The following is a 21,360-nucleotide window of genomic DNA, read 5'->3' as shown; positions in this document are numbered from 1 at the left end:
GGTGTTACTTGGCGGCCGGTGCTGGCTGCAGTTCTGCGGGCAACTCTGGGAAACGCTCGCCGACCGACTGGAACTTCTCGCCAAAGAGGTTCTGGAAGTTCTCGTTCAGAGTTGCGTAGTCCCAGCCGCCATCGTGGAATTCGGTGGCTACTGCTTCCGGGTGGCTCCAGAGCTGCAAGCGGTCTCCACCTGCGCCGATGACCTGGCCGTTGATGTTGCCTGCGGCGTCGGAGGCGAGGAAGACGATGAGGCCTGCAACGTCATCCGCGGTGCCGAAGCCCAGGGTCTTGCGGAAGAACTCTGGCATTGCTTCGCCGGCTTCATCGGCTTCGACTGCCTTGGCGAAGTATGGGACGGTCTTGGTCATGGCGGTTGCAGCCACCGGAACCACGGTGTTCACGGTGACGCCTGCGCGCTTCATTTCCTGTGCCCAGGTGCGCACCATGCCCACGATGCCGGCCTTGGCGGCAGCGTAGTTGGTCTGGCCGAAGGTGCCGCGCTGGCCGGTTGGCGAACCGATGGTGATGATGCGGCCCGCGACGTTGTTTTCCTTGAAGTAGGCGTAGGTTTCGCGGACGCAGGTGAAGGTGCCACGCAGGTGCACGTTGATGACCAGGTCAAAGTCTTCGTCGGTCATCTTCAGGATCGATTTATCGCGCAGTACGCCGGCGTTGGTGACAAGGATATCCAGGCCGCCGAAGTTTTCGACTGCCGCGGCGACCAGCGCCTTGGCGGTTTCGGTGGAGCCGACCGGAGCAACAAGTGCAATTGCCTTGCCGCCGGCTTCGGTGATCGAGGCTACCGCTGCGTTGGCAATATCTGCATCAACATCGTTGATAACTACTGCTGCGCCCTGGCGAGCGAGTTCCTGTGCGTAGCTCAGTCCGAGGCCGCGGCCACTGCCGGTGACGATTGCTACTTTTCCAGCCAATGACATGCTGACTCCTTCTAAGCTTTTTGTTGCCCCACCGCTTATCGCGTGGGAACCTTGTATGGATACATGACAACGTAAATACTTGAAAATGTCAATCATTAAGTTTCTTATCGACACCCGAGGAGTGCCGCCATGGCAACCAAACAGGCAGTAACAGCCAACGCCACCGACCGCTTCTTGAATAGCGACCTAGCTACAGATATTGAGTTCTTGACCGCCCGCACCCGCGCGCTCGGTTCGGCGCGGGCCAACAAATTGCTAACTCCACTCGGACTCAAGGTGCGCTCCTACTCGGTGCTTTCACTTGCCTGCAGCGGGCTTGCACCCACGCAACGTGAGCTCGCGGAATTTCTCTCACTGGACCCCAGCCAGATCGTTCCGCTGGTTGACGGACTCGAACAAGCCGGCCTGGTTGAGCGCACGGCGGACCCCGCCGACCGCCGATCCAAGGTCATTACCGGAACAGCCGCCGGGGCCCGGCTCTACAAGAAGGCTCGCGCCGCCACGGCAGAAGGTGAAACCGTCACCATGTCAAAGCTCAGCGAATCCGAGCAGGAAACACTGCGCGACTTGCTCTCCCGCGTCGCGTTCTGCGCTGAATAGACGCACGCTTGAGCTCCGCCGGGTCCCGGTAACCGCACGGGCCGAAGGCCGTCCACCCTACCGAGGGAAGACGACCTCGAAAACATCGATACGCGTAAGGCCCTCGAGCACTTCTGCCTGCCCCACAAACACCGATCGGTTCAACCACTCAAGGCCGGGCTCGACGCTACGGAACACCGGATTGGTCATGAAATATGGCGCACCCTCCCCGGCTCTGGCGGCGAACCGCGATTCGTCGAGCATTCCGATATTGTGGACATCAACGTAGCCACCGCCCTCGAGGCGCAGGCCGTATCTGGCCTCCACGCGGTAGGTCGTCGGATCTTTACTCAGGCACCAGTCGCCTCCCGGTGTCACGACGCCGTTCAAGACACCTTCCACGGTGCCGCCGGTAATGGGAATAAATTCCAACTCCCCGGTGGCCCGATCATCAATGGGGATTTCCGGGTCCACATACGCATCGATGCGGAATCGGAATTCCAATACTGGTGCGGTCGGCGAGCGGAGCTGCTCAAGAGGTGTCATCTGGGTCATGGTTAGCATCATGGCCGCTGCTCCCCACATTAGTCAACAGCGTTGACGCTCGCTGGCTCGCTGCCACCAAGGCGCCAGTTCACCATCGCCCCCAGACCCGCCCGGCGCCGAACCCCACAGCCAGCTGCGCGAACCTCATGAACGAAATGAATTCGGCATCCATACAAGCCAAGTCGAGGCATTGCTCGTGGCAATGAGGCCCCGATTTTCGCGGCCGCACGCTTTCTTGCGAATCGGTGACGTCACTGCCCCTTGGCCTGCGCCTACCCTCACACCCAGAGAGTGGAATCATTTCTCATTCAATGAGAATGACACTGTCTTTGTGAACCCAAGCTCTCCACACTTAGGAACAGATACTTCACCACCCGAGGTTAAGATCCGCACGCCCACTTAACGCACAAAGTCGTGCAGGGGATACCGGAAGCCAGATCTCCACACAGCACAAAGGAACGCGATCCCAGCATGGCTACAGCTCGCACAATCATCAAGACTCAGGTCGGCATCGTCGGCGGCGGGCCGGCCGGGCTCATGCTCTCGCACCTGCTTTCCAAGCAGGGGATCGAAAACCTCGTCGTCGAATCCCGCGACCACGAAACCATCCGCAATACCCACCGCGCCGGTATCCTCGAAGCCCAAGCGGTCAAGCTACTCGTCGACTCCGGTGTTGATGGCCGCGTACTCACCGTGGGTGACGAGCACGAAGGCATTGACCTGCGCTTCAACGGCGAATCCCACCCACTGGATTTCACCGAGCTCGTAGATGCAACAGTCACCCTCTACGCGCAGAACGAAATCTTCGTTGACCTCGCTGCCGCGCGGGAACGCGATGGCGGAGATGTGCGCTTCTCCTCAACCGTCACGCAGCTGATGGATCTGGAAACCGAGACCCCCAAGTTCGTCTTCACCGATGAATCGGGCACCGAATTTGAGGTTCACTGCGACATCTTGGTTGGCGCCGATGGTTCACGTTCCTTCTGCCGCCGGCAGATCCCGGAAACCAACCGCAAGGATTTCAAGGTTGAATACCCCTTCGCTTGGTTCGGCATCCTCACCGAAGCACCCAAGTCTTCAAAGGAACTGATCTACGCCAACTCTCCACACGGCTTTGCACTGATCTCCCAGCGCAGCGAGAGCGTCCAGCGCATGTACTTCCAGTGCGACCCGAACGAAAACACCGATAACTGGAGTGAGGACCGCATTTGGTCCGAGCTGCAGCGTCGCGTCGATGGCCCGGATAATTTCCAGCTCAAGACCGGTCCGATCTTCGATAAGACAGTGCTGAAGTTCCGCTCATTTGTTCGCGAACCACTCTCGCACGGCCGACTGTTTTTGATCGGCGACGCCGGGCACACGGTGCCGCCGACCGGTGCCAAGGGCCTGAACCTCGCATTTGCAGACGTCAAGGTGCTCTTCGAGGCTCTCGACTCGTTCTACACCAGCAAGAATGACACGCTGCTGCACGGCTACTCGGATAAGGCTCTCAAGCGCGTGTGGAAGGCACAGAACTTCTCCTACTGGATGACCTCAATGCTGCACACACCGGTCAACGCCGATCCGTTCATGGCCAATCGCGCACTGGGCGAGCTCGATACCGTCACCTCCTCGCGCTACGGACAGCAGTACCTGGCCGAGTCCTACACCGGTTGGCCACACGGCTAAGCCCGCGCACATCTTTCTTCCACGCATCATTCACCTCATCGAAAGGAGCCGGCCATGAGCACCGAAAATGCCATACAAGCCGCTGCCCTAGACCCGGCGGCCACCGCCGACTCGCAGGAGACCATCAACGCCGAGATTACCGATCTGCACGCCGCCTACCGGCAGACGGTACTCGATGGTGCGGCTGTTGAAACCCAGCCGCGCATCAATTTCGCGCCCTACCGTTCTTCTCTCTTGCGTCACCCGACCAAGGATCTGCACCACACCGACCCGGAGACCATCGAGCTTTACGCTCCTGCCTTCGGCGAGCGCGATGTGCACGCCCTGGAATCGGATCTGACCATCCAGCACAATGGCGAGCCCATCGGCGAGCGCATTGTGGTTGCCGGACGTGTCCTTGATGGCGATGGCCGTCCGGTGGCAGGTCAGCTGATCGAGGTCTGGCAGGCAAATGCTGCCGGACGCTACATCCACAAACGTGACCAGCACCCGGCCCCCATCGACCCGAACTTTACTGGCGTGGGACGTGCCATCACCGGCCCGAATGGCGAATACAAGTTCACCACCATCAAGCCGGCCCCCTACCCGTGGAAGAACCACCACAATGCTTGGCGCCCGGCACACATCCACTTCTCGCTCTTCGGCACCGACTTTACCCAGCGCATGATCACCCAGATGTACTTCCCGGGCGACCCGCTGTTCAGTCTTGACCCGATCTACCAGGCCATCACGGATGCCGACGCCCGCGACCGCCTAGTTGCTACTTACGACCATTCGATCACATCCCACGAATGGGCCACCGGATACAACTGGGACATCGTACTCACCGGGTCCAACCAGACCTGGATGGAAGACGAAGAGGGAGAGAACTAATGACCACGTCATCAAACACCACAGCACCGGCCCTGAAGCTCACCCCCACCCCGGGGCAGACCATCGGTCCGTTCTACGGTTACGCGCTTCCCTTCGAAAAGGGCGGCGAACTTGTCAACCAAGCTCACCTGTCCGCGGTGCGCCTGCACGGAGTGATCACCGATGGTAACGGTGCACCCATCCCTGACGCACTGCTAGAAATTTGGCAGGCGGATGAGCACGGAAACGTTGTTTCGCGTGATGGTTCGCTGGTCCGCGATGGCTACACCTTCACCGGTTTTGGCCGCGTGCCGGTGGACAATGTTGGGCACTACACCTTCACCACGGTAAACCCCGGCGCGACCGAGGCCGACAAGGCACCGTTCATCATGCTGACGGTCTTTGCCCGTGGCCTGCTCAACCGCCTATTCACCCGCATTTATCTGCCGGAGGACACCGAAGCACTTGCCAACGACCCACTCTTGGCTTCGCTGGATGAGGATCGTCGCTCCACGTTGATTGCCACCCGTGAAGAAGACGGTTCGCTGCTCTTCAATATCAGTTTGCAGGGGCAGGACGAGACAGTTTTCCTTTCCTACCCCCGCGAATCCTAAGCAACTGAGCTTTCCCCCTTCTGACAGCTACCTACCCTACGCACTGCTTTTCCTCCGGCGACAGCCGCGGGAGAGGTAGCGTGGGTAGTGCGCCGGAAGGGGGTTTGGCAGTTAATGCTTCTGACCCACTTTTCTTACACATCACTAGCAAAGGGCACAGCACACAATGTCCCAGCCAGATTTATCCTTACAAGATTTTGGTCTCCTGAACCCCGCATGGGCTGCAACTCCCGCGGCCGTCACCGCCTCCGATGCCGCCTTCGCCCAGGCAATGCTCGATGTCGAGGCAGCCTGGGCGCGCGTTCAGGCCGATGCTGGGCTGGCCAGTGCGCGGGATGCCGAAGCAATTACCGCTATCGCCCGCGTTGAGCTCTACGACCTTTCCCTGCTGGCATCCCGTGGGCCGGATGGCGCCAATGCACTCATCCCCCTAGTAGGCATGATGCGCGCGCAACTTGTGTCATCCGGTGCCCCGGCATCGGCCTCGGTGGTGTTGCACCGCGGGGCGACCAGCCAGGACATTATCGATACCGCTTTGCAGCTCATGGCATCCCGCACCCGTACAACAATCCTGACCGATCTGCGTCTGGCCGGAACCGCACTTGCAGCACTTGCCAGCGCCCATGCCAACACCCCGGCCGTCGCACGTTCACTCACCCAACACGCACTACCCACAACCTTTGGGCTGCGCACCGCAAACTGGCTTGCCGGACTCACCGATGCCGCGCGTCGACTTGAGTCGCTAGCCCTTCCCTTGCAGTGGGGTGGGGCGGTAGGAACCTTGGCCTCGCTGAAGCAAAAGCTACGCGAAACCATGCCAGAGGCGCCCGGGATCGAACTCGATGAAACCATCAACCGGCTCTCCGCGGCGCTCGCCACCGAATTGGTGCTGAGCAACCCGGTGGCCCCGTGGCACACAAACCGCACCCCGGTCATGGAACTCAGTGCCACGCTCGCCTCGGTCATCGCGACACTCGGTGTCATGGGCTCCGACGTGCTCACCGCCTCCCGTCCGGAAATCGGAGAGGTTTCCGAACCCCGCGAGGAGGGCAAGGGCGGATCCTCTGCCATGCCGCAAAAACAAAATCCGGTGCACTCGGTGCTGCTGCGCAATGCTGCGCTCGCTGCCCCCGCACACCTGTCTTCGATCTTTATTGCTGCCGGCACCGCAGTTGATGAACGGCCCGATGGAGGCTGGCACGTTGAGTGGGCAGCACTACGTGAGCTCATGCGTCTTGCCGGCGGTGCCGCTTCCCACGGCGCAACACTTGCCACCGGGCTTGTCGTTCATCCTCAAGCACTCGCCAAGAATATGGCCCTCTCCGGAGATCTGCTGGTTTCGGAAAAGATCTCCTCGGTCCTGGCTCCCCTGCTATCGGGAGGCAAAACGGAAGTCCAAGCCATCATTCGTTCATCGCTGAGCACCGGAGAAGAACTGCGCCCACTACTGCGCGCGGCCATCCCGGCCAGCGACTTTTCCGATGCCCAACTTGCTTCGCTACTTGATCCAAGTGAATATCTTGGCACCACACGCAATCTCATCACCCGTATTTGTGCCGATTTCTCGGCCTGGAAGGAATCCTAAGCACCATGAGCATCCCTACCCTCACCCCATCACTTTTTTACCGTGCAGATAACCTGCCAACGCTGATTTTGGGCCCCTCACTTGGCACCGGTTCACTTGCCCTGTGGGGACCTGCTGTTCCATTTTTGAAGGATCATTTCCAGCTGGTGGCTTGGGATTTGCCCGGCCACGGCGAATCGGCACCCAGCACCGAAGAATTCTCCATGAGTGAGCTCGCCGCAGCTGTCATGAAGATGATCGACGCGCTGGGCATTGACGGCGTGATCACCGCACAGAATGCCCTCTACTATGCGGGTGTCTCCATTGGTGGCGCCATCGCACTACAGCTTGCCAATGACTTCCCCGGTGCCTTCGCGGGCCTATCGGTGATCTGCTCCGCGGCGAAGATCGGCACCCCCGAGGGTTGGGCCGAGCGCGCCGAGCTGGTAGCCAAGGCCGGAACACCGGTGGTTCTCACCGGTTCCGCAGAACGCTGGTTCGCACCCGGATTCATCGAGGCCAACCCGGTTCCCTCCACCGATCTTTTGCACAATCTGCAGGACGCCGACAGGTTCTCCTATGCGCACGCCTGTGGCGCGCTGGGCGGCTTCGACCTGCGCGAGGCATTGCCACACCTCAAGGATCCAATTTTTGCCATCGCCGGCGCCCACGACGTTGTCTGTCCACCAACCGATGCCCAGTTCATCGCCGATCACGCACCGAACGCACGCGCGGCAACCATCGACACCGTTGCGCATTTGGCCCCGGCCGAAGACCCGGCCGCCACAGCGGCGCTGCTTATCGAATTCTTCAACGCCTAATCAGTTCTACAGCACCACCAATTTTCAGGAGCACCATCATGAGCGAGTCAACCCGCCTGCCCGGAGACACCTACGACGCCGGGCTCAGCGTCCGCAAGGAAGTCTTGGGCACCGAGCACGTAAAACGTGCCACCGTGAACTCCACCAATTTCACCGACGAGTTCCAGGAAATGATCACCCGCTACGCCTGGGGCACCATCTGGACCCGCGACGGGCTGCCGCGCACCACACGCAGCGCCATTACGCTGACCGCGCTGATCGCTGGCGGCTACTGGGAAGAGCTGGAAATGCATGTGCACGCCGCACTGCGCAACGGCATGACCGCCGATGAAATCAAGGAGGTCTTCCTGCAGTCGGCCATCTACTGCTCGGTCCCGGCTGCCAACACCGCGTTCAAGATCGGCAAGGACGTCTTGGCACAGTACGAGGCCGAAGCCAAATAGTTCTCAACGTAAAAAACTGTGGCTTTCTTGCGCACCTGAGCGGAGCGCAAGAAAGCCACAGTTTTTATAGTGGTGGAGTTGCCTAGCGGATATCGGTGGCGAAGGTCTTTGAGGTGTTGCCCTGCGCATCCACGGCGGTGACCTGCACCAGGTAGGTTTTGCCGTCTCGCGGCACCGGAACCGGGACCTGGACCGAGGTCGGCGCCGGGACCACATCAAACCGGTTGGCCAGTTTGGTACTCAGCACCACCTCGTCGGTGTCCTTTTCGGCAACGACAACACGGTAGTGATGGACCATTTCATCGTCCTTGGCCTGCGCGATCTTCAGCCCCAACCGTCCGTCTGACAGGTCCACGCCCTGAACCGGATTCTTCACTTCCCAGAATGGAGCGGTCTTGTTGCGGTTGGCATCTGTATGGACAAATGCTTCACGAACCTGATCGTCATTGCCCGCGGTCGAAACGTTCCAGCTAGATCCGGCTAAAGTGCCGCTGCTGAAGAACGGTGGTTTGAAGTTTGCCGACCATGTGCCGTTGGTATAGATGTCGTGCCAATCGGCGTTCAAGTTCACTCGTTTGATCACCGTGCGCCCTTCGTAGACTTCAACCGCAACACCTTGTGCAGTCGGAGTTTCGAATCGGTTGGCAAGTTCACCGGCAGCATCGAGCATTTGGTATCCGTGGTCGATCTCAATGTAAGACGAAGACCCCTCATTGACCGCGGTAAAGTTCTTCTGGTGGATGGAACGTGGATCATTCAGGTTCAGGTGCGAATGCCCCGAAAAATAAATGGCGCGCGGGAACTTTGCAAGATCCTGCCCCAACTTTGCATTGCTTGACTGCTGCCCGTCCATGACGGTTCCGGAGATTGGGCGGTGCCCCTGAACAATGACCGGCAGATCATCGTATGTGGCATTGGCTCCGATCTCGGTGAGCTGTTCGGTGAGCCACGTGCTCTGCGCGCTCGAGTAGTTCTCGGTGTTCACGGTGATGGTTGGAACTCCCTGAACTTCCGCGCGGTAGTAGCCGCCACCGGTATCCGGGAACCATCCCTGAGGGTACCCCTCACGCAACTCTGCAAGGGTTGCGTCATGGTTGCCGTAGGAAAGAAACACCTCGGTGTCATCCATACCCTTGCGTTTCATATTCTCTTGGAATATCCGGGAGGTGATCTGGTGGTCCTTGCCCTTTCCATTCCAATTGTCATTGATCATGTCACCATTGGATAAAATCGCATCCGGTGCGCCGAGCACCTCACCGATGGTGTCGAAGTAACCGGCCCAGTTGAGTTTGTCCGAGTCATAGTTGCCGATGTGCACATCGGACATGATCATGAACGAGGCCTTCGGTTGCTCCTTGGAGTCGATGAAGTAACCCACCGAACGTGGTACCCCGGGTTGGTTACCCTTAAAAGCAATGGCCGTAAGGTTGGTGTCCGCAGAGATCAGGATCGAGCTGTTTCCGGAGGCCTTGCTCGATTTGCTGGGAATGGTGCCATCGGTGGTGTAGCGGACGGTCTCTCCCTGTGCGGCCCGCAATTTGACCCGAATAGGCCCGTCATAACTACCGCCAGGAACACTGAAGGTTGGTGCTGCGGGGGTTTCTTGAACCTTGTTGGCTGTTGGCGGCTGGCTTGAGGCCAAGGCCGGAGCGGCTAGCGTACCTGCGGCAATCATTGAGCAGGTGGCAACGGCTAGGGCCCGGTAACTTAGACGAGAAGTTCTCATGAGGTGGGTACGACTCCAGGTGCAGCGCCCAGAAAGTAACTTCCGGGACGGTAACGGTGATTTGTCGCTCTCCAGCATCGTTTGGATGGGTGTACGGTTCCCAAACCCCATTCGAACAAACGACGTTTCTTCAATGAAACGTTGTTCAGACAAGATGCTGTCTCCTAGACCCCCGACAGGGGACCGATAGATTAAATCTAGCTAGACGCTCCACGCCCATGGGGTGCGCCCTTGTTTACACATGTTCACGGTCCTTGAAACAGACAGCAAAAGGCTCCAGTGTCATTGAGTATCTCAACGGCACTGGAGCCTTTACATCGGATTGATGTAGATGGGTTAGCCCACCAAGTTCATACACCAAACGATCCAGGGCAGCGCCACCAGATCAACCAGCACTGCACCGGCCAGCGGCACAATCAGGAAGGCACGTTCGGAGCGGACACCAAACTTGGCGTTGAACGCATCCATATTGGCCAGCGCGTTGGGTGCAGCACCCATGCCGTGGCCGATAAATCCTGCAACCATGGTTGCCGCATCGTAGTTTTTGCCCAGCATGCGGAAGACAACAACTACCGCGAAGATCAAGATGAAGGCCAGCTGGACCACCAGGATGATCACCAACGGGCCGGCCAGCGTGGCAAGCTCCCACATCTTCAGGCTCATCATCGCAAGGGTCAGGAAGAAGCCAAGAGCAAACTTGGAGATCAGGTCAACGGCAGCGTCGTTGATCTTGAACCAACCGAACTTGTCGTTCACGTTACGGAAAATCACCGCAACGATCATCGCCCCAACGTAGGCCGGAAGCGTCAGACCGGTCAGCTCCGAAAGCCAATCACCAAGCACCGTGCCAAGCACCATGAGCGTTGCCAGGAGCACCACAACGGTCAGCAGGGAGCCGTAGTTAGCTGAAGGATTCTCCGTGGTATCTTCCTCGCTGCGGGTTACCGTGGCAACCGAACCCTTGGGGCTATCCCCTACGGCCATTTCCTTGATGACGGCACCGGCGGTGGCGATCTTGCCCATCACGCCGGCCTTGTGGGGGATCTCGATATTGTGGCGTGCCACCAGGTAGTTGGCGCTCATGCCACCAAGCATGGATCCGGCGACCAGGCCGAAGGTGGCGGCCGCGATGGCAACCGTTGTTGCACCCTCAAAGCCCATGGCTTCCGCGGTGGGTCCAAAGGCTGCGGCGTTTCCGTGTCCACCTTCAAGGGCCACGGCACCGGCCATGATGCCAAGCATCGGGTCAACACCAACAACCTTGGCCATGCCCATGCCGATAACGTTCTGCATGATGGCAAGGGACCAGCAAGCGATCAAGTACATGAGCAGCAGCTTGCCGCCCTTTTTGATCATCGCCAACGAACCGGCCAGGCCGATGGTTGTAAAGAACGCGACCATGGCGGGGGTCTGCAATGTTGTATCAAGCTGAATCTGCGCCACATTGGTTTGGCGTAGCAACAGTACCAGCAAGGCAAACATGAAGCCGCCAACTACCGGGGCCGGGATACAGAAGCGATGCAGGAAGCCAATCCGGCGTCGGGCGTACTCGCCACCGGCCAGCAGGAGCATTGCCAGCGCAGAACTCTGCACTAGATCAAGTTGAATATCCATCTAGTTATTAGCCTTTGTTCATAATGAGATCGTTGATCAGCCGGGCGCCGGTGCGGGCCGTGCGCTGGTCAAGGTCAAAGTCGGGATTTAGTTCTGCAATGTCCGCGTGCATGAGCTTGCCACTGCGTGCCGCGGCCACCACGATGGCTCGCACCACCTCAAGTCCGATGCCAAAGCCGGCCGGCGCGCTGACGCCCGGTGCCACGGATGCTGGAAGCGCATCAAGATCGATGGTCAAATACAGGTGGTCGACGGATTCGGCGAAGTCTGCAACGAATTTCTGTACACCATCGAGGTTGCCCAGGTGGCATTCGGTATCCAGCAATACCTGAACCCCTAGCTCGGCCGCGCGATCAAAGAGCACCTTGGTGTTCGAGGCCTCGGCAATGCCCACGGCCGCGTAGCGGAAGCTGCGCCCGGCCGCGGCCTCGGCTGCTGCAATCTGCGCAAAACCGGTGCCGGAGCTGGCCTGATCGGCGACGCGCAAATCAAAGTGGGCATCGATGTTTACACAGCCCAGGGTCCAGTCCCCGGCGCTTCCCAGCGCCTTGGCGATGCCGGAATAAGAAGCGAAGGTGATTTCGTGTCCCCCGCCCAGTCCCACGGTGAACTGCCCGTCGACAAGCAGTGCGGCAAGCACGTTGGCGAATTCTTTCTGGCCCGCCTCAAGATCGGTGCCCGCAACGCTCACATCTCCGGCGTCGCTGAGTTTCACGGGTTCCTGAAGTGCGATGTTGGCCAGTGCTGCACGCAGCGCACCGGGTCCGGTCCTGGCTCCGGTGCGACCCTTATTGCGGCGCACCCCCTCGTCACTGGCAAAGCCAAGGAGCGTGCTACCTGCACCGCCGCCGGTCTGCCATGCTTCGATGGTGTTGTGCCAGCGCGCATTTGGTGCGCCGGGGCCATCATCACGGCCACCCCACGGGCCAGGTTTATTCCAGCTCATCGCATTCCTTCGCTCAGTGAGTCCGCCGCGCGGCGGACAAGTTTTATGAGTTCTTCTTCTCTGTTGTTGCTTCGTTCGATGGGCACCATCAGCGTGATGGTGCCGGCTAGGTGCTGCTGCCCGTCAAGCACCGGTGCGCTGATGCCCCAAATTCCTGGGTCAAGTTCCCCGGCGCTCAGCGCAAATCCGGCGGCCTTCGCCTCGGCGCAGGCCACCTCGATCTGCGTGCGATGGGCGCTTCCCACGCCATAATGTTCAAAAATCTCTTCGCGCTGCAGCACCGGCATGCGGGAGAGCAACGCGATCGCGGTAGCTCCGCGTAGCAGTGGCACGGCTACGCCCACCGAGTAGGCGGCACGCAGCGTGTGACTGGATTCGACCTCTTCAACGCAGACGGCCTCGGTACCGCGTACCACCATGAAGGCGGCAAGTTCGCCCGAGGCTTCGGCAAGCGTGCTCAGCACATCGAGTATTTCCCCGTTTCCGGGTTCGGAATCGTGGTAGCGCTCGGCCAACTGCACGGCGACAGGTCCTGCACAGTAGTGCCGGTTGGAGGTCTTCCGCGCAAACCCGGAGGCCACTAGGGGAGCCAGCAAACGATACAAAGTACTCGGTGGAATCTTTGTCGATTCGGCAAGTTGTTTCACGCTTGCATGTGGCGTTTTTGCCAGCGCACCGAGCACCTGAAGCACTCTGGAACTTTGTACATCGGTCCCATTGTTTGCACCCACTTCTCTCCCCTTTCATGTGTGTTTTCTGCAGCACGCAGCGCCGCACGGTCTGTGACACGTTTTGTTTGGGCAGATTCTCGCCCAGTGAGAATTGTAGGGAACGATTTCGGACCCACTTTTCACCCACATTTCCTCACTCCGTCATACGACGTTCACGTAAAGTAGCGAAACATAGGGGTCAAATGGGTGATCGGCACTACAATGTACAGCGATTCAGCTCTCATTCGCGGAGGGCAAACGTGCGCAGTATCACCACTTTGTGCGCGATTCTGGCGAACCTGCGCGCCCATACTGCCTTAACCGTCAACAAAAGAGATCTAGATCTATAGATCATTCGGCGTTCTATTCATGCTCAAAGACGCACTCTTTCGCGCGATATTTCAGCGAAGACCCGATTGCCTAAAGATTGTTCAACAATAATTCATTGTTTGATGGAGAAAGTCGTCGTAACAATTGAGGTTTTCGATCCATCTCCGGGGCTCCCGCCCCTAGCTCAACCAAGAACGTCAGTCTGCCACCAATTTGTCAAGCACACGGCAAACTTCTCATGGCGCTCCTAGGATGAGATCATGCGCATTGCCATCCTCGATGATTACCTCGACACAGCCCAAAATCTTGCCACCTGGGACACGCTTCCCTACACCCCTACCTTTTTCACAGAGTTTTTGGGGCACGACGATGCAACCGTCACCGATGCACTACAAGATTTTGAGATCATCGTCGCCATGCGCGAACGCACCCCCTTCACCAAGGCCCGGCTTGCCAAGCTCCCCCAGCTCAAACTCCTTGTTACTACCGGTATGCGCAATGCGGCCATCGACCTGGATGCTGCCCGGGAGCTGGGCATTACCGTTTGCGGCACCGCGGGAAGCGCGCCGGCCGCCGTTGAGCATACTTGGGCGCTCATCCTGGCGGCCGCGCGCAGACTTGATGTTGAACTGTTCTCCGTAGCCCGCCCACGCACGGCAAACCAGGCTTGGCAACAGGCCATGGGATGTGAGCTTTCCGGCAAGGCCTTGGGCATCTTCGGGCTGGGCAAGCTGGGCTCCAAGGTGGCAAGAATCGGCCAAGCCTTTGGCATGCGGGTGATTGCCTATAGCCAGAACCTCACCGACGAACGCGCCACAGAGGTTGGCGTACAACGCGTCAACAAGCAAGATCTCTTTGCAACCAGCGACGTGCTGAGCATCCATCTAAAACTCTCGGAACGCACCACGGGCGTGGTTGGCGCCGAAGACCTAGCCCTCATGAAACCCTCCGCGGTGCTGGTCAACACCTCGCGCAGTCCCATCATCGATGAGGATGCGCTCATTGCGGCGCTCTCCACGGGCGCACCAAAACTTGCCGCCCTTGATGTGTTCGATGTTGAACCGCTTCCGGCCGATCATCGGTTGCTGAGCACACCCGGGATCATCGCTACCCCGCACCTTGGGTATGTCACCGAGGACCAGTTCAAGATCTTCTACACCGGCGCGGTGGCCGATATTGCGGCGTGGGCGGCCGGTGCCCCGATCAATGTGCTGAACTGAACCGGCCGCGTCCGCCGCCATAGGCCGCGTGCCGGGAAGATACTCAACGACGCAGGCATGGTGGACGTGTCGACTTAAATTGCTTTTGTGTAACCGGGAGTGTCGGGAAGAAGGCTCAATGACTTCCGGAATCAGTGTTTATGACCGGGTTAGTTCCATCGAACCGCACCATGGCGCACAGGTGGTGGGCTACAGCTTGCTATCCACGAAGAGTTGCCGAACCGTTTGCCACCCAAACGGCCTAGCCGCGGGCATCCGTGGATTGGGTGATCCGGCGGTGCCTTGCGGCGGCTGGTGGCGCACCACCGAGTCGCCGAATGCCCCGGCAAGGACGCGCCTGTGTCCGGTCGAGGCAACCACATCACTCAGTTGTTGGGCAGACCGATCTGCCCAAAAAGCGACAACCTGATCCTGCGCGCCTCGCTCATGTGCCGCCGCATAGTTTCCTGCGCGGCAGCACCGTCCCGGATTCGAATGGCCCGCACTATTTCGGCATGTTCATCCAATGAGTCCGCCCATCTGGAACCGATCGACAGCGTCGAGGATGGGGCATGGATCTGGTGGGTTGCCAAACGGTCGAGCAGGTCCTTCAGGATCGGGTTGTGTGCCGCAGTCCAGAGGGCGGAATGAAAATCGATGTTGGTGCGCAGGCGTGTCTGATCATCCGGATCCGTCAAGCTCCGGTCTCGTTCGACCAAGCCCTCGAGCCGGATCAGGTCCATTTCAGTCCGGGCGGATGCCGCTTCCAGCGCCGCCTGTCCTTCCAACAGCACCCGCAGATCGTAGACCTGCATGAGCTGCTCCGGGGTGATATCACGGACCTGGAGCCCCCGAGTACCGCGTTCAAGCAACCCCTCCTGCGCCAGCCGACCCAGCGCCTCTCGCACGGGGGTGCGGGAGACGCCAAATCGCCCGGCCAGGGCGACTTCCTTGAATGCGGTGCCAGGCCGGTGGGAGCCGTGCAGTATTTCGGCGCGCAGTTCGGCATGGATCGTCTCCGAGTCCATTTTTGCCGTCATCTCAATCCACCCTCCGCTCCCAGTCTGGGAGCTGCTTCGCATAATCCTTACTAAGCCAGCGTACCGGCACGGCGACCGAACACGACGCCAGCCGCAAGCCCGGAACCGCCCGGGTAGTTGGCAGAGAAGAGCCCGCCGAGCATTTCGCCGCAGACATACAGCCCGTCGATGTGCTCGGCGTTCTCGTCCAAGACGCGGCCGTGGGTATCGGACTTCAAGCCACCGAAGGTGAAGGTGATGCCGCAGGTGACCGGGTAGGCATAGAACGGGCCGGCTTCCAATGGGTTGGCCCAGTTGCTCTTGGGTGGAGTGACCTTTGCGGCGCGGCCATCAAGCACATTCGGATCGTAGGTGATGGAGGTGTCGATGGAAGCATTAAATTCTGAGACGGTCTTGGCTAGTGATGCTGGATCCACGCCAATTTTCTGCGCCAGTTCCTCAACGGTGTCGGCGATGACCTCGGAAATTTCAGGCATTTCGTACTCTTCGGCGCGCAGCATTGGACGCAGTGAAGCGTCGAAAACCTGGTAGGCGATGGAGTCCGGCTGCTGCAAGATGACCTTGCCGTACTTGGCGTAGGTCAGGTTGCGGAAGTCAGCGCCCTCATCCAGGAAGCGCTCGCCGCGGTTATTCACGATGATGCCCAGTGGGTAGGACTGGCGGGTCAGACGGTTGGTCAGTTCGCGGTTGGACTCGTTCTTAGGGGTGAGTGCATCCCACTGCACCGAGTGGCAGGTTCCCCAGTCCCCGCCCTTGACCGCGCCGGCGGCCAGGCCGGCGCTGATCATCTCGCCGTTGTTGAAGGCGGTGCCGCGCACCTTGGCGTTCTCCCAGCCCTCGCCGAGGTGCTCGCGGCGCATTTCCGGGTTCGATTCGAAGCCACCTGCCGCGAGGATCACCGATTCCGCGCGCAATTCCTGCACACTGCCGTCCGTGCCGCGGACCTTGACGCCCTTGACTGAGCCATCTTCAAGAATGAGTTCAAAGACATCCTGTTCGTAGCGGACCTCGGTGCCGAGCTTCTTGGCGACCGCGACGTGGTCGGCCATCAGGCCCTCGCCGCCGCCAACGTTGCCCACATGCAGGCCGCCCCAGAAAAGGTAGCTGCCGTCTTCGCGTGCATAGGCCTGGCGCTCGTACATCAGGCGGTACTTTAGGCCCAGCTCATTGAGCCAGCGCAAACCCGGGGCTGCCTCGTTGACCAGGACCTCGGTCAGTTCCGGATCGTTGCGCCCTTCGGTGACCTTTACCAGGTCTGCTGCATAGTCGGCGGCGGAGTACGGTGGGACCTCGGATACCGCGTGGCGGTCGTCGGCTTCAATGAAGTCGCGCAGGTCATCGATCCCGTTGTGGGCGATGCGGGTGGCTCCGGCGGTGTAGTAGCTGTTTCCGCCGAAGAGCTCACGTGGTGCCTTTTCCAGCAGCAGTACCTTGCGGCCACGCTCGGCGGCGGCGTGTGCTGCGGTGAAGGCCGCGTTGCCGCCACCCACGACGATCACGTCGGCTACGTTGGCCGTTCCTGCTTCGTTCACTGTGCTGCCCATCGTGCATCTCCCTGTCCGGGGTCCCGCTCGGAACCTTCTGGATGCGAGTGTATACACAAATATACAAAGAGCGCTAGTGCACCTGCGTTCCGATACACCAAATGTCCGGCGGAGCCGCTACTCCCCGATCCAGCGGTAGCGGTGCTCCGGGCGTCCCGGAGCACCGTACTTGGGTCGCAATTCGGCCAGCCCGCGGCCCGACATCATCTCCAGGTACCTGCGGGCACTCACCCGCGAGATTCCACAACTTTCCGAGACCTCGCTGGCCGACAGGTCCCCCGGCCCGCCGGGCCGCGCGGCTTCGCGCAGCGCGTGCGACACCAGCTCGACCGTCGGTAAGGAGAACCCCTTGGGCAGCGGCGCATCCACCGCGGCGGCAGGAGCCTGACCCCCGGCTCCGGCGCGGCTGCCCGGTTCCCCGGCCCGGAACATGGAGTCAATGTCCCCCTGATCCAAGGTCGGCACCGAACCGGCCACCGACCGAATCCGCGAGACGCGGAAGGCTTCAAGCCTGTGGTTGAAATCCGTCACGCTAAAGGGCTTAACCAGATAGTCGTCAACACCGCGGCCAACAGCAAAATGGACCGTATCGCGCTCGCTGCTAGCGGTGATCATGATGACCCCGGTGTCATATCCGCTGCCGCGCAGGTCTTCGAGCACCTGTAGCCCGTCCATGTCCGGCAGATGCACGTCAAGCAGGATCAGGTCGACGTCCCCCTCTTCAAGGAAGGCCAAGACCGGCCCGCCACGCTGCAGTACTCCAGCCACTTCAAACCCGGCCAACGCGTCCACATAGCGTGCGTGAAGGCGCGCAATGTCCGGATCGTCGTCGACTATCAATGTCCTAATCATGCAATCCGCTCCGCTTCATTTCCCGGCATTGTCCATTCCGCACGAACCCTGGCCCCGCCCAGCTTCCCGGTGTCCACGGACACCGAGCCAGCACGGCGCCTGATCACGCGGTCCACCAGCGCCAGCCCAATCCCGTGGTTGGTCCCGAGGCCGACCTTGCTGCTCACTCCCCGGCGAAAGATTTCTTCCACCTCGTCCGGGGATATGCCTGGCCCACTGTCTTCAACACAAATACTCACCTGATCCATCCCCGCATTTACCAGCAACCGCACCGTTCCCCCGTCGCCTGCCGCCTCGATCGCGTTGCTCAGCAGGTTCCCCACCACGGTCAAGGTGTCTTCATCCGCGCGCCACCTTGGCGCAGTGCCCGATTCCGGGTCCACCAGCAACCGCACCCCGGCCTCGCGGGCACTTGCCGCATTGGCACCCACAAGCCCGGTCAACGCGGGATCCTTCAGGACACCCGCATCGACGCCCCGGGCCGCGCCGCTGATCCGTTCAAGATACTCCGCGGCCTCCCCGGGCACACCAAAGGACAGGTATCCCGAGAGCACGTGCAACCTGTTCGCGAACTCGTGGGCCTGCGAGCTCAAGGCATCGGCAAGGCTTCGCTGGCCCTTCAATTCACGCAACGTGGCCTCCAGCTCGGTCCGATCCTGCAATGTCAAGGTCCTGCCCAACGATTTACCATTGGCCAGCGCCTCACGACGGGTAGCCAGCAGGATGCGCTCCCCCGAAAGGACATATTGCGTTTCTTCGGCTCCCGCGGCCTCGCTGCCGAGTTGAGCATGAAGGCTCGGGTCCAGCACGTCGGCGGCCCTAGCTCCCACGACGTCACCCTCCAACCCCAGCAGGCGCCGGGCCTCGTCGTTGACCAGGGTCAGCCGCCCCGCTAAATCAACACCAACAACTCCGTCATGCACGCTGAACAGCAACGCCTGCTGGGACTGCAGCAGGCCAGCGACGGCCTCCGGTTCCACCCCATAGATCCGTCGACGGACCATGTACGCCATCAGCGCCGAGGCAACCGTGCCCAGCGCCGCAGCACCTAAGATCCAGGGGGCGACATCCCCGACGATTTCCAGCAATTCCCCGCGGATCTCGCTCTGGAGGATGCCCACGGAGACGGTCCCAACAACTTTGCCGTTGAACCACACCGGCTCCTTGGCCCGCAGCGTCACACCTTGCGGCCCGATTTCCGTGCCGCGGAAGGACTCCCCCTCCCGCACTTGGTCGTGATCCGATGACACCTGCTCCCCGATACGTGCCGGGTCCGGGTACGCCACCCGGATGCCGTTTATATCCGCCACCGTCACATAGTGCACCCCGGAAACCGACGTCGCCAAGTCTGCGATCGGAGTAATGACCTCAGTGGCCCCGGGAGTACCCAGATTCATGCGCACGGCCTCTTGCGACGCCATTTGGACCGCGACGGTATGCACTCGCTCAAAGGCCACTTCTTGGGTCCGATGGTCTTCAAAGACCAGGATAACGACGGAAACTGCGCTGAGCAGGCCCAGTACGATCCCCAATTGCAAGGCCAACAATTGAGCGCGCCGGCGACGTTTTGACAGGGAAGGCACTTCGCTTGCCACCCCTTCCATTTCTTGTTGACTTTGTTTTCCTTACTGTTCTTATGAACTAAAGCACATTTCAACTGTGCTTTACGTCACTTCTCTGGCACCTTGGTCATCGAGGGACCTGCCAATGACACCCGGTCCACCACCCATGAGATTACGGATGATGATGAGCAAGAGCATAATCAAGAAGACCCTGTACGGCGCCGTCGTCGCCGTCGTGGCAGGTCTGGCACTGGTCAATGCGGCCGCAAGCGGGGGTGAAGCGACCGCACGGTCGAAGCTCGTCCTCATGGCGCCTGCTGCACCCGGCGGCGGTTGGGACGGATTCGCCCGCGAGTCGCAGCAGGCCCTCAAGTCCGGCGGCGTGGTCAACAACGCCCAAGTGGTCAACGTACCCGGTGCCGGCGGAACCATCGGATTGAGCCAATTCGTCCAGATGGAAGGCCGCCACGACATGTTAATGGTCACCGGCGGCGTCATGATCGGCGCCATCGAGCTCGCCGACTCCGACACCAGCCTCAACGATGTGGTGCCCATTGCACGGCTGGCCGATGACTTCGCGGTGCTCGTAGTTCCGGTGAAGTCCGAATTCCAGACCTTGGATGATTTCACCGCACGCTGGAAGGAAAATCCCGGCGGGACATCGATCTCCGGCGGCTCGCTGGGATCCATCGACCACCTGCTGACCGGACTGGTGGCACAAAAGATCGGCATCGATCCGATCAAGACGAACTACATCGCCTACTCCGGCGGCGGCGAGGCGCTGACCTCGATGCTCTCCGGAACCACCGTCGGAGGCATGTCCGGCTACAACGAAGTGGCCGACCAGATCGAAGCCGGCACCCTGCGTGCCTTGGCAATCTCCTCCGAAGAGCGTCTGCCCGGAGTCGACATCCCCACCTTCAAGGAACAGGGTGTCGATGCAGCGATGGCCAACTGGCGAGGCTTCGCCGGAGCACCGGGTATCACCGAGGAGCAAAAGCAGGAGTTCGTCGACATCATCACCGAGTTCCGCCAGACCGAACACTGGCAGGGAGCCTTGGAACGCAACAGCTGGACCGATAGCTTCATGACCGGCGAGGAATTCGACGATTTCATTGACTCCGAGGTCGCCGTGACCAAGGACATCGTGGAAGGACTGGGACTGTGAAAACAACCGACAACGCCTCCGCATCCCTTGCGGAACAATCGAACGACGAATACTCGGTGCGCATCACCGGCTTCTGGTCCGGACGCAGCGAGCTGATCGTCCCGGCACTGGTCTTCATCCTGGCTGGCTTCCTGACTTACGGGACGGCCACCATGAAGGTGATGGGCACCAGCGTGCCCGGACCGCAGTTCTTCCCCACCATCGTCTGCGTGCTGTTGTTCCTCATGGCGATCATCCACACGATCCAGATCCTGCGCACCCGTCGCTTCCCACATGAGGACAGCGAGGGGCAGAACGCCGACTTCTCCACGGACTTGCTCAGCGACCTCGCTGACACAGAGAACGAGGCCATCTACGTCCCCACCGCACGACCTTCTGTCACCGGCAAGCGCAAGGCCTACTCGGACTGGAAGACCCTGGGCATGGTTGCCGGAGCAGTGGCAGCATTCATCCTGGCATTGCCCGTTCTGGGCTGGATCTTGAGTGCCGCGGGCCTGTTCTGGGTAGTGTGCCGCGCGTTGGGCAGCAAACGCCCACTATTTGACCTCAGCGTCGCCATCCTGTTTTCCTCGGCCATCCAGCTGGCCTTCAATGCGGGGCTCGGCCTCAACTTGCCCTCAGGCTTCCTGGAAGGACTGATCTGAC

At 60.2% G+C, this 21,360-nt stretch carries 20 protein-coding genes; 10 read left to right on the top strand and 10 right to left on the bottom strand.

Annotated elements, in window-relative coordinates:
- Positions 1–4 precede the first annotated feature (4 nt).
- Positions 5–937 carry an SDR family NAD(P)-dependent oxidoreductase gene (locus CQ018_RS04870; protein WP_105548865.1) on the bottom strand — a complete coding sequence of 311 codons (933 nt, stop codon included), beginning with the start codon at positions 935–937 and terminating at the stop codon, positions 5–7.
- Positions 938–1,066: 129 nt separating this feature from the next.
- Here CQ018_RS04870 and CQ018_RS04865 point away from each other — a divergent pair, with 129 nt between their 5' ends.
- On the top strand, positions 1,067–1,537 hold the full coding sequence (locus CQ018_RS04865; RefSeq protein WP_105548864.1) for a MarR family winged helix-turn-helix transcriptional regulator: 471 nt from the start codon (positions 1,067–1,069) through the stop codon (positions 1,535–1,537).
- 57 nt (positions 1,538–1,594) lie between these two features.
- Here CQ018_RS04865 and CQ018_RS04860 read toward each other — a convergent pair whose 3' ends face one another.
- Positions 1,595–2,083, bottom strand: coding sequence for a DUF3237 domain-containing protein (locus CQ018_RS04860; protein WP_181149735.1), 489 nt, complete (start codon positions 2,081–2,083; stop codon positions 1,595–1,597).
- A 450-nt stretch (positions 2,084–2,533) separates the two neighbouring features.
- On the opposite strand from CQ018_RS04860, the gene CQ018_RS04855 reads away from it, so the two are divergent.
- The 6 genes from CQ018_RS04855 to pcaC all read left to right on the top strand — a co-directional run bounded on the left by CQ018_RS04855 (position 2,534) and on the right by pcaC (position 8,024).
- Entirely contained in the window at positions 2,534–3,730 is a 1,197-nt protein-coding gene (locus CQ018_RS04855; RefSeq protein ID WP_105548862.1) for a 4-hydroxybenzoate 3-monooxygenase, read from the top strand.
- A 54-nt stretch (positions 3,731–3,784) separates the two neighbouring features.
- A complete protein-coding gene (gene pcaH, locus CQ018_RS04850) occupies positions 3,785–4,603 on the top strand; it encodes a protocatechuate 3,4-dioxygenase subunit beta (protein WP_105548861.1) in 819 nt (272 codons plus the stop codon).
- A complete protein-coding gene (gene pcaG / locus CQ018_RS04845) occupies positions 4,603–5,196 on the top strand; it encodes a protocatechuate 3,4-dioxygenase subunit alpha (protein ID WP_105548860.1) in 594 nt (197 codons plus the stop codon). The genes pcaH and pcaG overlap by 1 nt, the downstream gene beginning before the upstream one ends.
- Before the next feature lie 166 nt (positions 5,197–5,362).
- The gene (locus CQ018_RS04840) at positions 5,363–6,781 is read left to right on the top strand and encodes a lyase family protein (protein WP_105548859.1); all 1,419 of its coding nucleotides are present in this window, start codon (positions 5,363–5,365) and stop codon (positions 6,779–6,781) included.
- A 5-nt stretch (positions 6,782–6,786) separates the two neighbouring features.
- Positions 6,787–7,581 carry an alpha/beta fold hydrolase gene (locus CQ018_RS04835; RefSeq protein WP_105548858.1) on the top strand — a complete coding sequence of 265 codons (795 nt, stop codon included), beginning with the start codon at positions 6,787–6,789 and terminating at the stop codon, positions 7,579–7,581.
- Positions 7,582–7,619: 38 nt separating this feature from the next.
- A complete protein-coding gene (gene pcaC, locus CQ018_RS04830) occupies positions 7,620–8,024 on the top strand; it encodes a 4-carboxymuconolactone decarboxylase (protein WP_105548857.1) in 405 nt (134 codons plus the stop codon).
- Positions 8,025–8,106: 82 nt separating this feature from the next.
- Here the strand turns inward: pcaC and CQ018_RS04825 are convergent, their stop codons facing one another.
- From CQ018_RS04825 to CQ018_RS04810, 4 genes are all read right to left on the bottom strand, one after another.
- A complete protein-coding gene (locus tag CQ018_RS04825) occupies positions 8,107–9,750 on the bottom strand; it encodes a chitobiase/beta-hexosaminidase C-terminal domain-containing protein (RefSeq protein ID WP_105548856.1) in 1,644 nt (547 codons plus the stop codon).
- A gap of 336 nt (positions 9,751–10,086) precedes the next feature.
- Positions 10,087–11,364, bottom strand: coding sequence for a sodium/glutamate symporter (locus CQ018_RS04820; protein WP_105548855.1), 1,278 nt, complete (start codon positions 11,362–11,364; stop codon positions 10,087–10,089).
- A gap of 7 nt (positions 11,365–11,371) precedes the next feature.
- Positions 11,372–12,310 carry a formimidoylglutamase gene (hutG, locus tag CQ018_RS04815; protein WP_105548854.1) on the bottom strand — a complete coding sequence of 313 codons (939 nt, stop codon included), beginning with the start codon at positions 12,308–12,310 and terminating at the stop codon, positions 11,372–11,374.
- On the bottom strand, positions 12,307–13,041 hold the full coding sequence (locus CQ018_RS04810; protein ID WP_105548853.1) for an IclR family transcriptional regulator: 735 nt from the start codon (positions 13,039–13,041) through the stop codon (positions 12,307–12,309). The genes hutG and CQ018_RS04810 overlap by 4 nt, the downstream gene beginning before the upstream one ends.
- Before the next feature lie 569 nt (positions 13,042–13,610).
- Here CQ018_RS04810 and CQ018_RS04805 point away from each other — a divergent pair.
- Positions 13,611–14,570 (top strand): D-2-hydroxyacid dehydrogenase family protein, encoded by a 960-nt coding sequence (locus CQ018_RS04805; RefSeq protein ID WP_105548852.1) that lies wholly within the window; start codon positions 13,611–13,613, stop codon positions 14,568–14,570.
- Positions 14,571–14,935: 365 nt separating this feature from the next.
- Here CQ018_RS04805 and CQ018_RS04800 read toward each other — a convergent pair whose 3' ends face one another.
- From CQ018_RS04800 to CQ018_RS04785, 4 genes are all read right to left on the bottom strand, one after another.
- On the bottom strand, positions 14,936–15,589 hold the full coding sequence (locus tag CQ018_RS04800) for a GntR family transcriptional regulator (RefSeq protein WP_105548851.1): 654 nt from the start codon (positions 15,587–15,589) through the stop codon (positions 14,936–14,938).
- Between the two features lie 50 nt (positions 15,590–15,639).
- Complete coding sequence (tcuA, locus tag CQ018_RS04795; protein WP_105548850.1) at positions 15,640–17,133, bottom strand: FAD-dependent tricarballylate dehydrogenase TcuA; 1,494 nt, start codon at positions 17,131–17,133, stop codon at positions 15,640–15,642.
- 117 nt (positions 17,134–17,250) lie between these two features.
- Entirely contained in the window at positions 17,251–17,985 is a 735-nt protein-coding gene (locus CQ018_RS04790) for a response regulator (RefSeq protein WP_105548849.1), read from the bottom strand.
- Positions 17,982–19,568, bottom strand: coding sequence for an ATP-binding protein (locus CQ018_RS04785; protein WP_181149734.1), 1,587 nt, complete (start codon positions 19,566–19,568; stop codon positions 17,982–17,984). The genes CQ018_RS04790 and CQ018_RS04785 overlap by 4 nt, the downstream gene beginning before the upstream one ends.
- A 163-nt stretch (positions 19,569–19,731) precedes the next feature.
- Here CQ018_RS04785 and CQ018_RS04780 point away from each other — a divergent pair, with 163 nt between their 5' ends.
- Both CQ018_RS04780 and CQ018_RS04775 read left to right on the top strand, forming a co-directional pair.
- Positions 19,732–20,715, top strand: coding sequence for a tripartite tricarboxylate transporter substrate binding protein (locus tag CQ018_RS04780; RefSeq protein WP_219843995.1), 984 nt, complete (start codon positions 19,732–19,734; stop codon positions 20,713–20,715).
- Positions 20,712–21,359 carry a tripartite tricarboxylate transporter TctB family protein gene (locus CQ018_RS04775; RefSeq protein ID WP_219843994.1) on the top strand — a complete coding sequence of 216 codons (648 nt, stop codon included), beginning with the start codon at positions 20,712–20,714 and terminating at the stop codon, positions 21,357–21,359. The genes CQ018_RS04780 and CQ018_RS04775 overlap by 4 nt, the downstream gene beginning before the upstream one ends.
- Position 21,360: the final 1 nt, after the last annotated feature.

The organism is Arthrobacter sp. MYb227, from assembly GCF_002975435.1.
Taxonomy (GTDB): Bacteria; Actinomycetota; Actinomycetes; order Actinomycetales; family Micrococcaceae; genus Paeniglutamicibacter.
The sequence above is the reverse complement of the archived record's forward strand: the minus strand, read 5'-3'. Positions and strand labels throughout refer to the sequence as shown.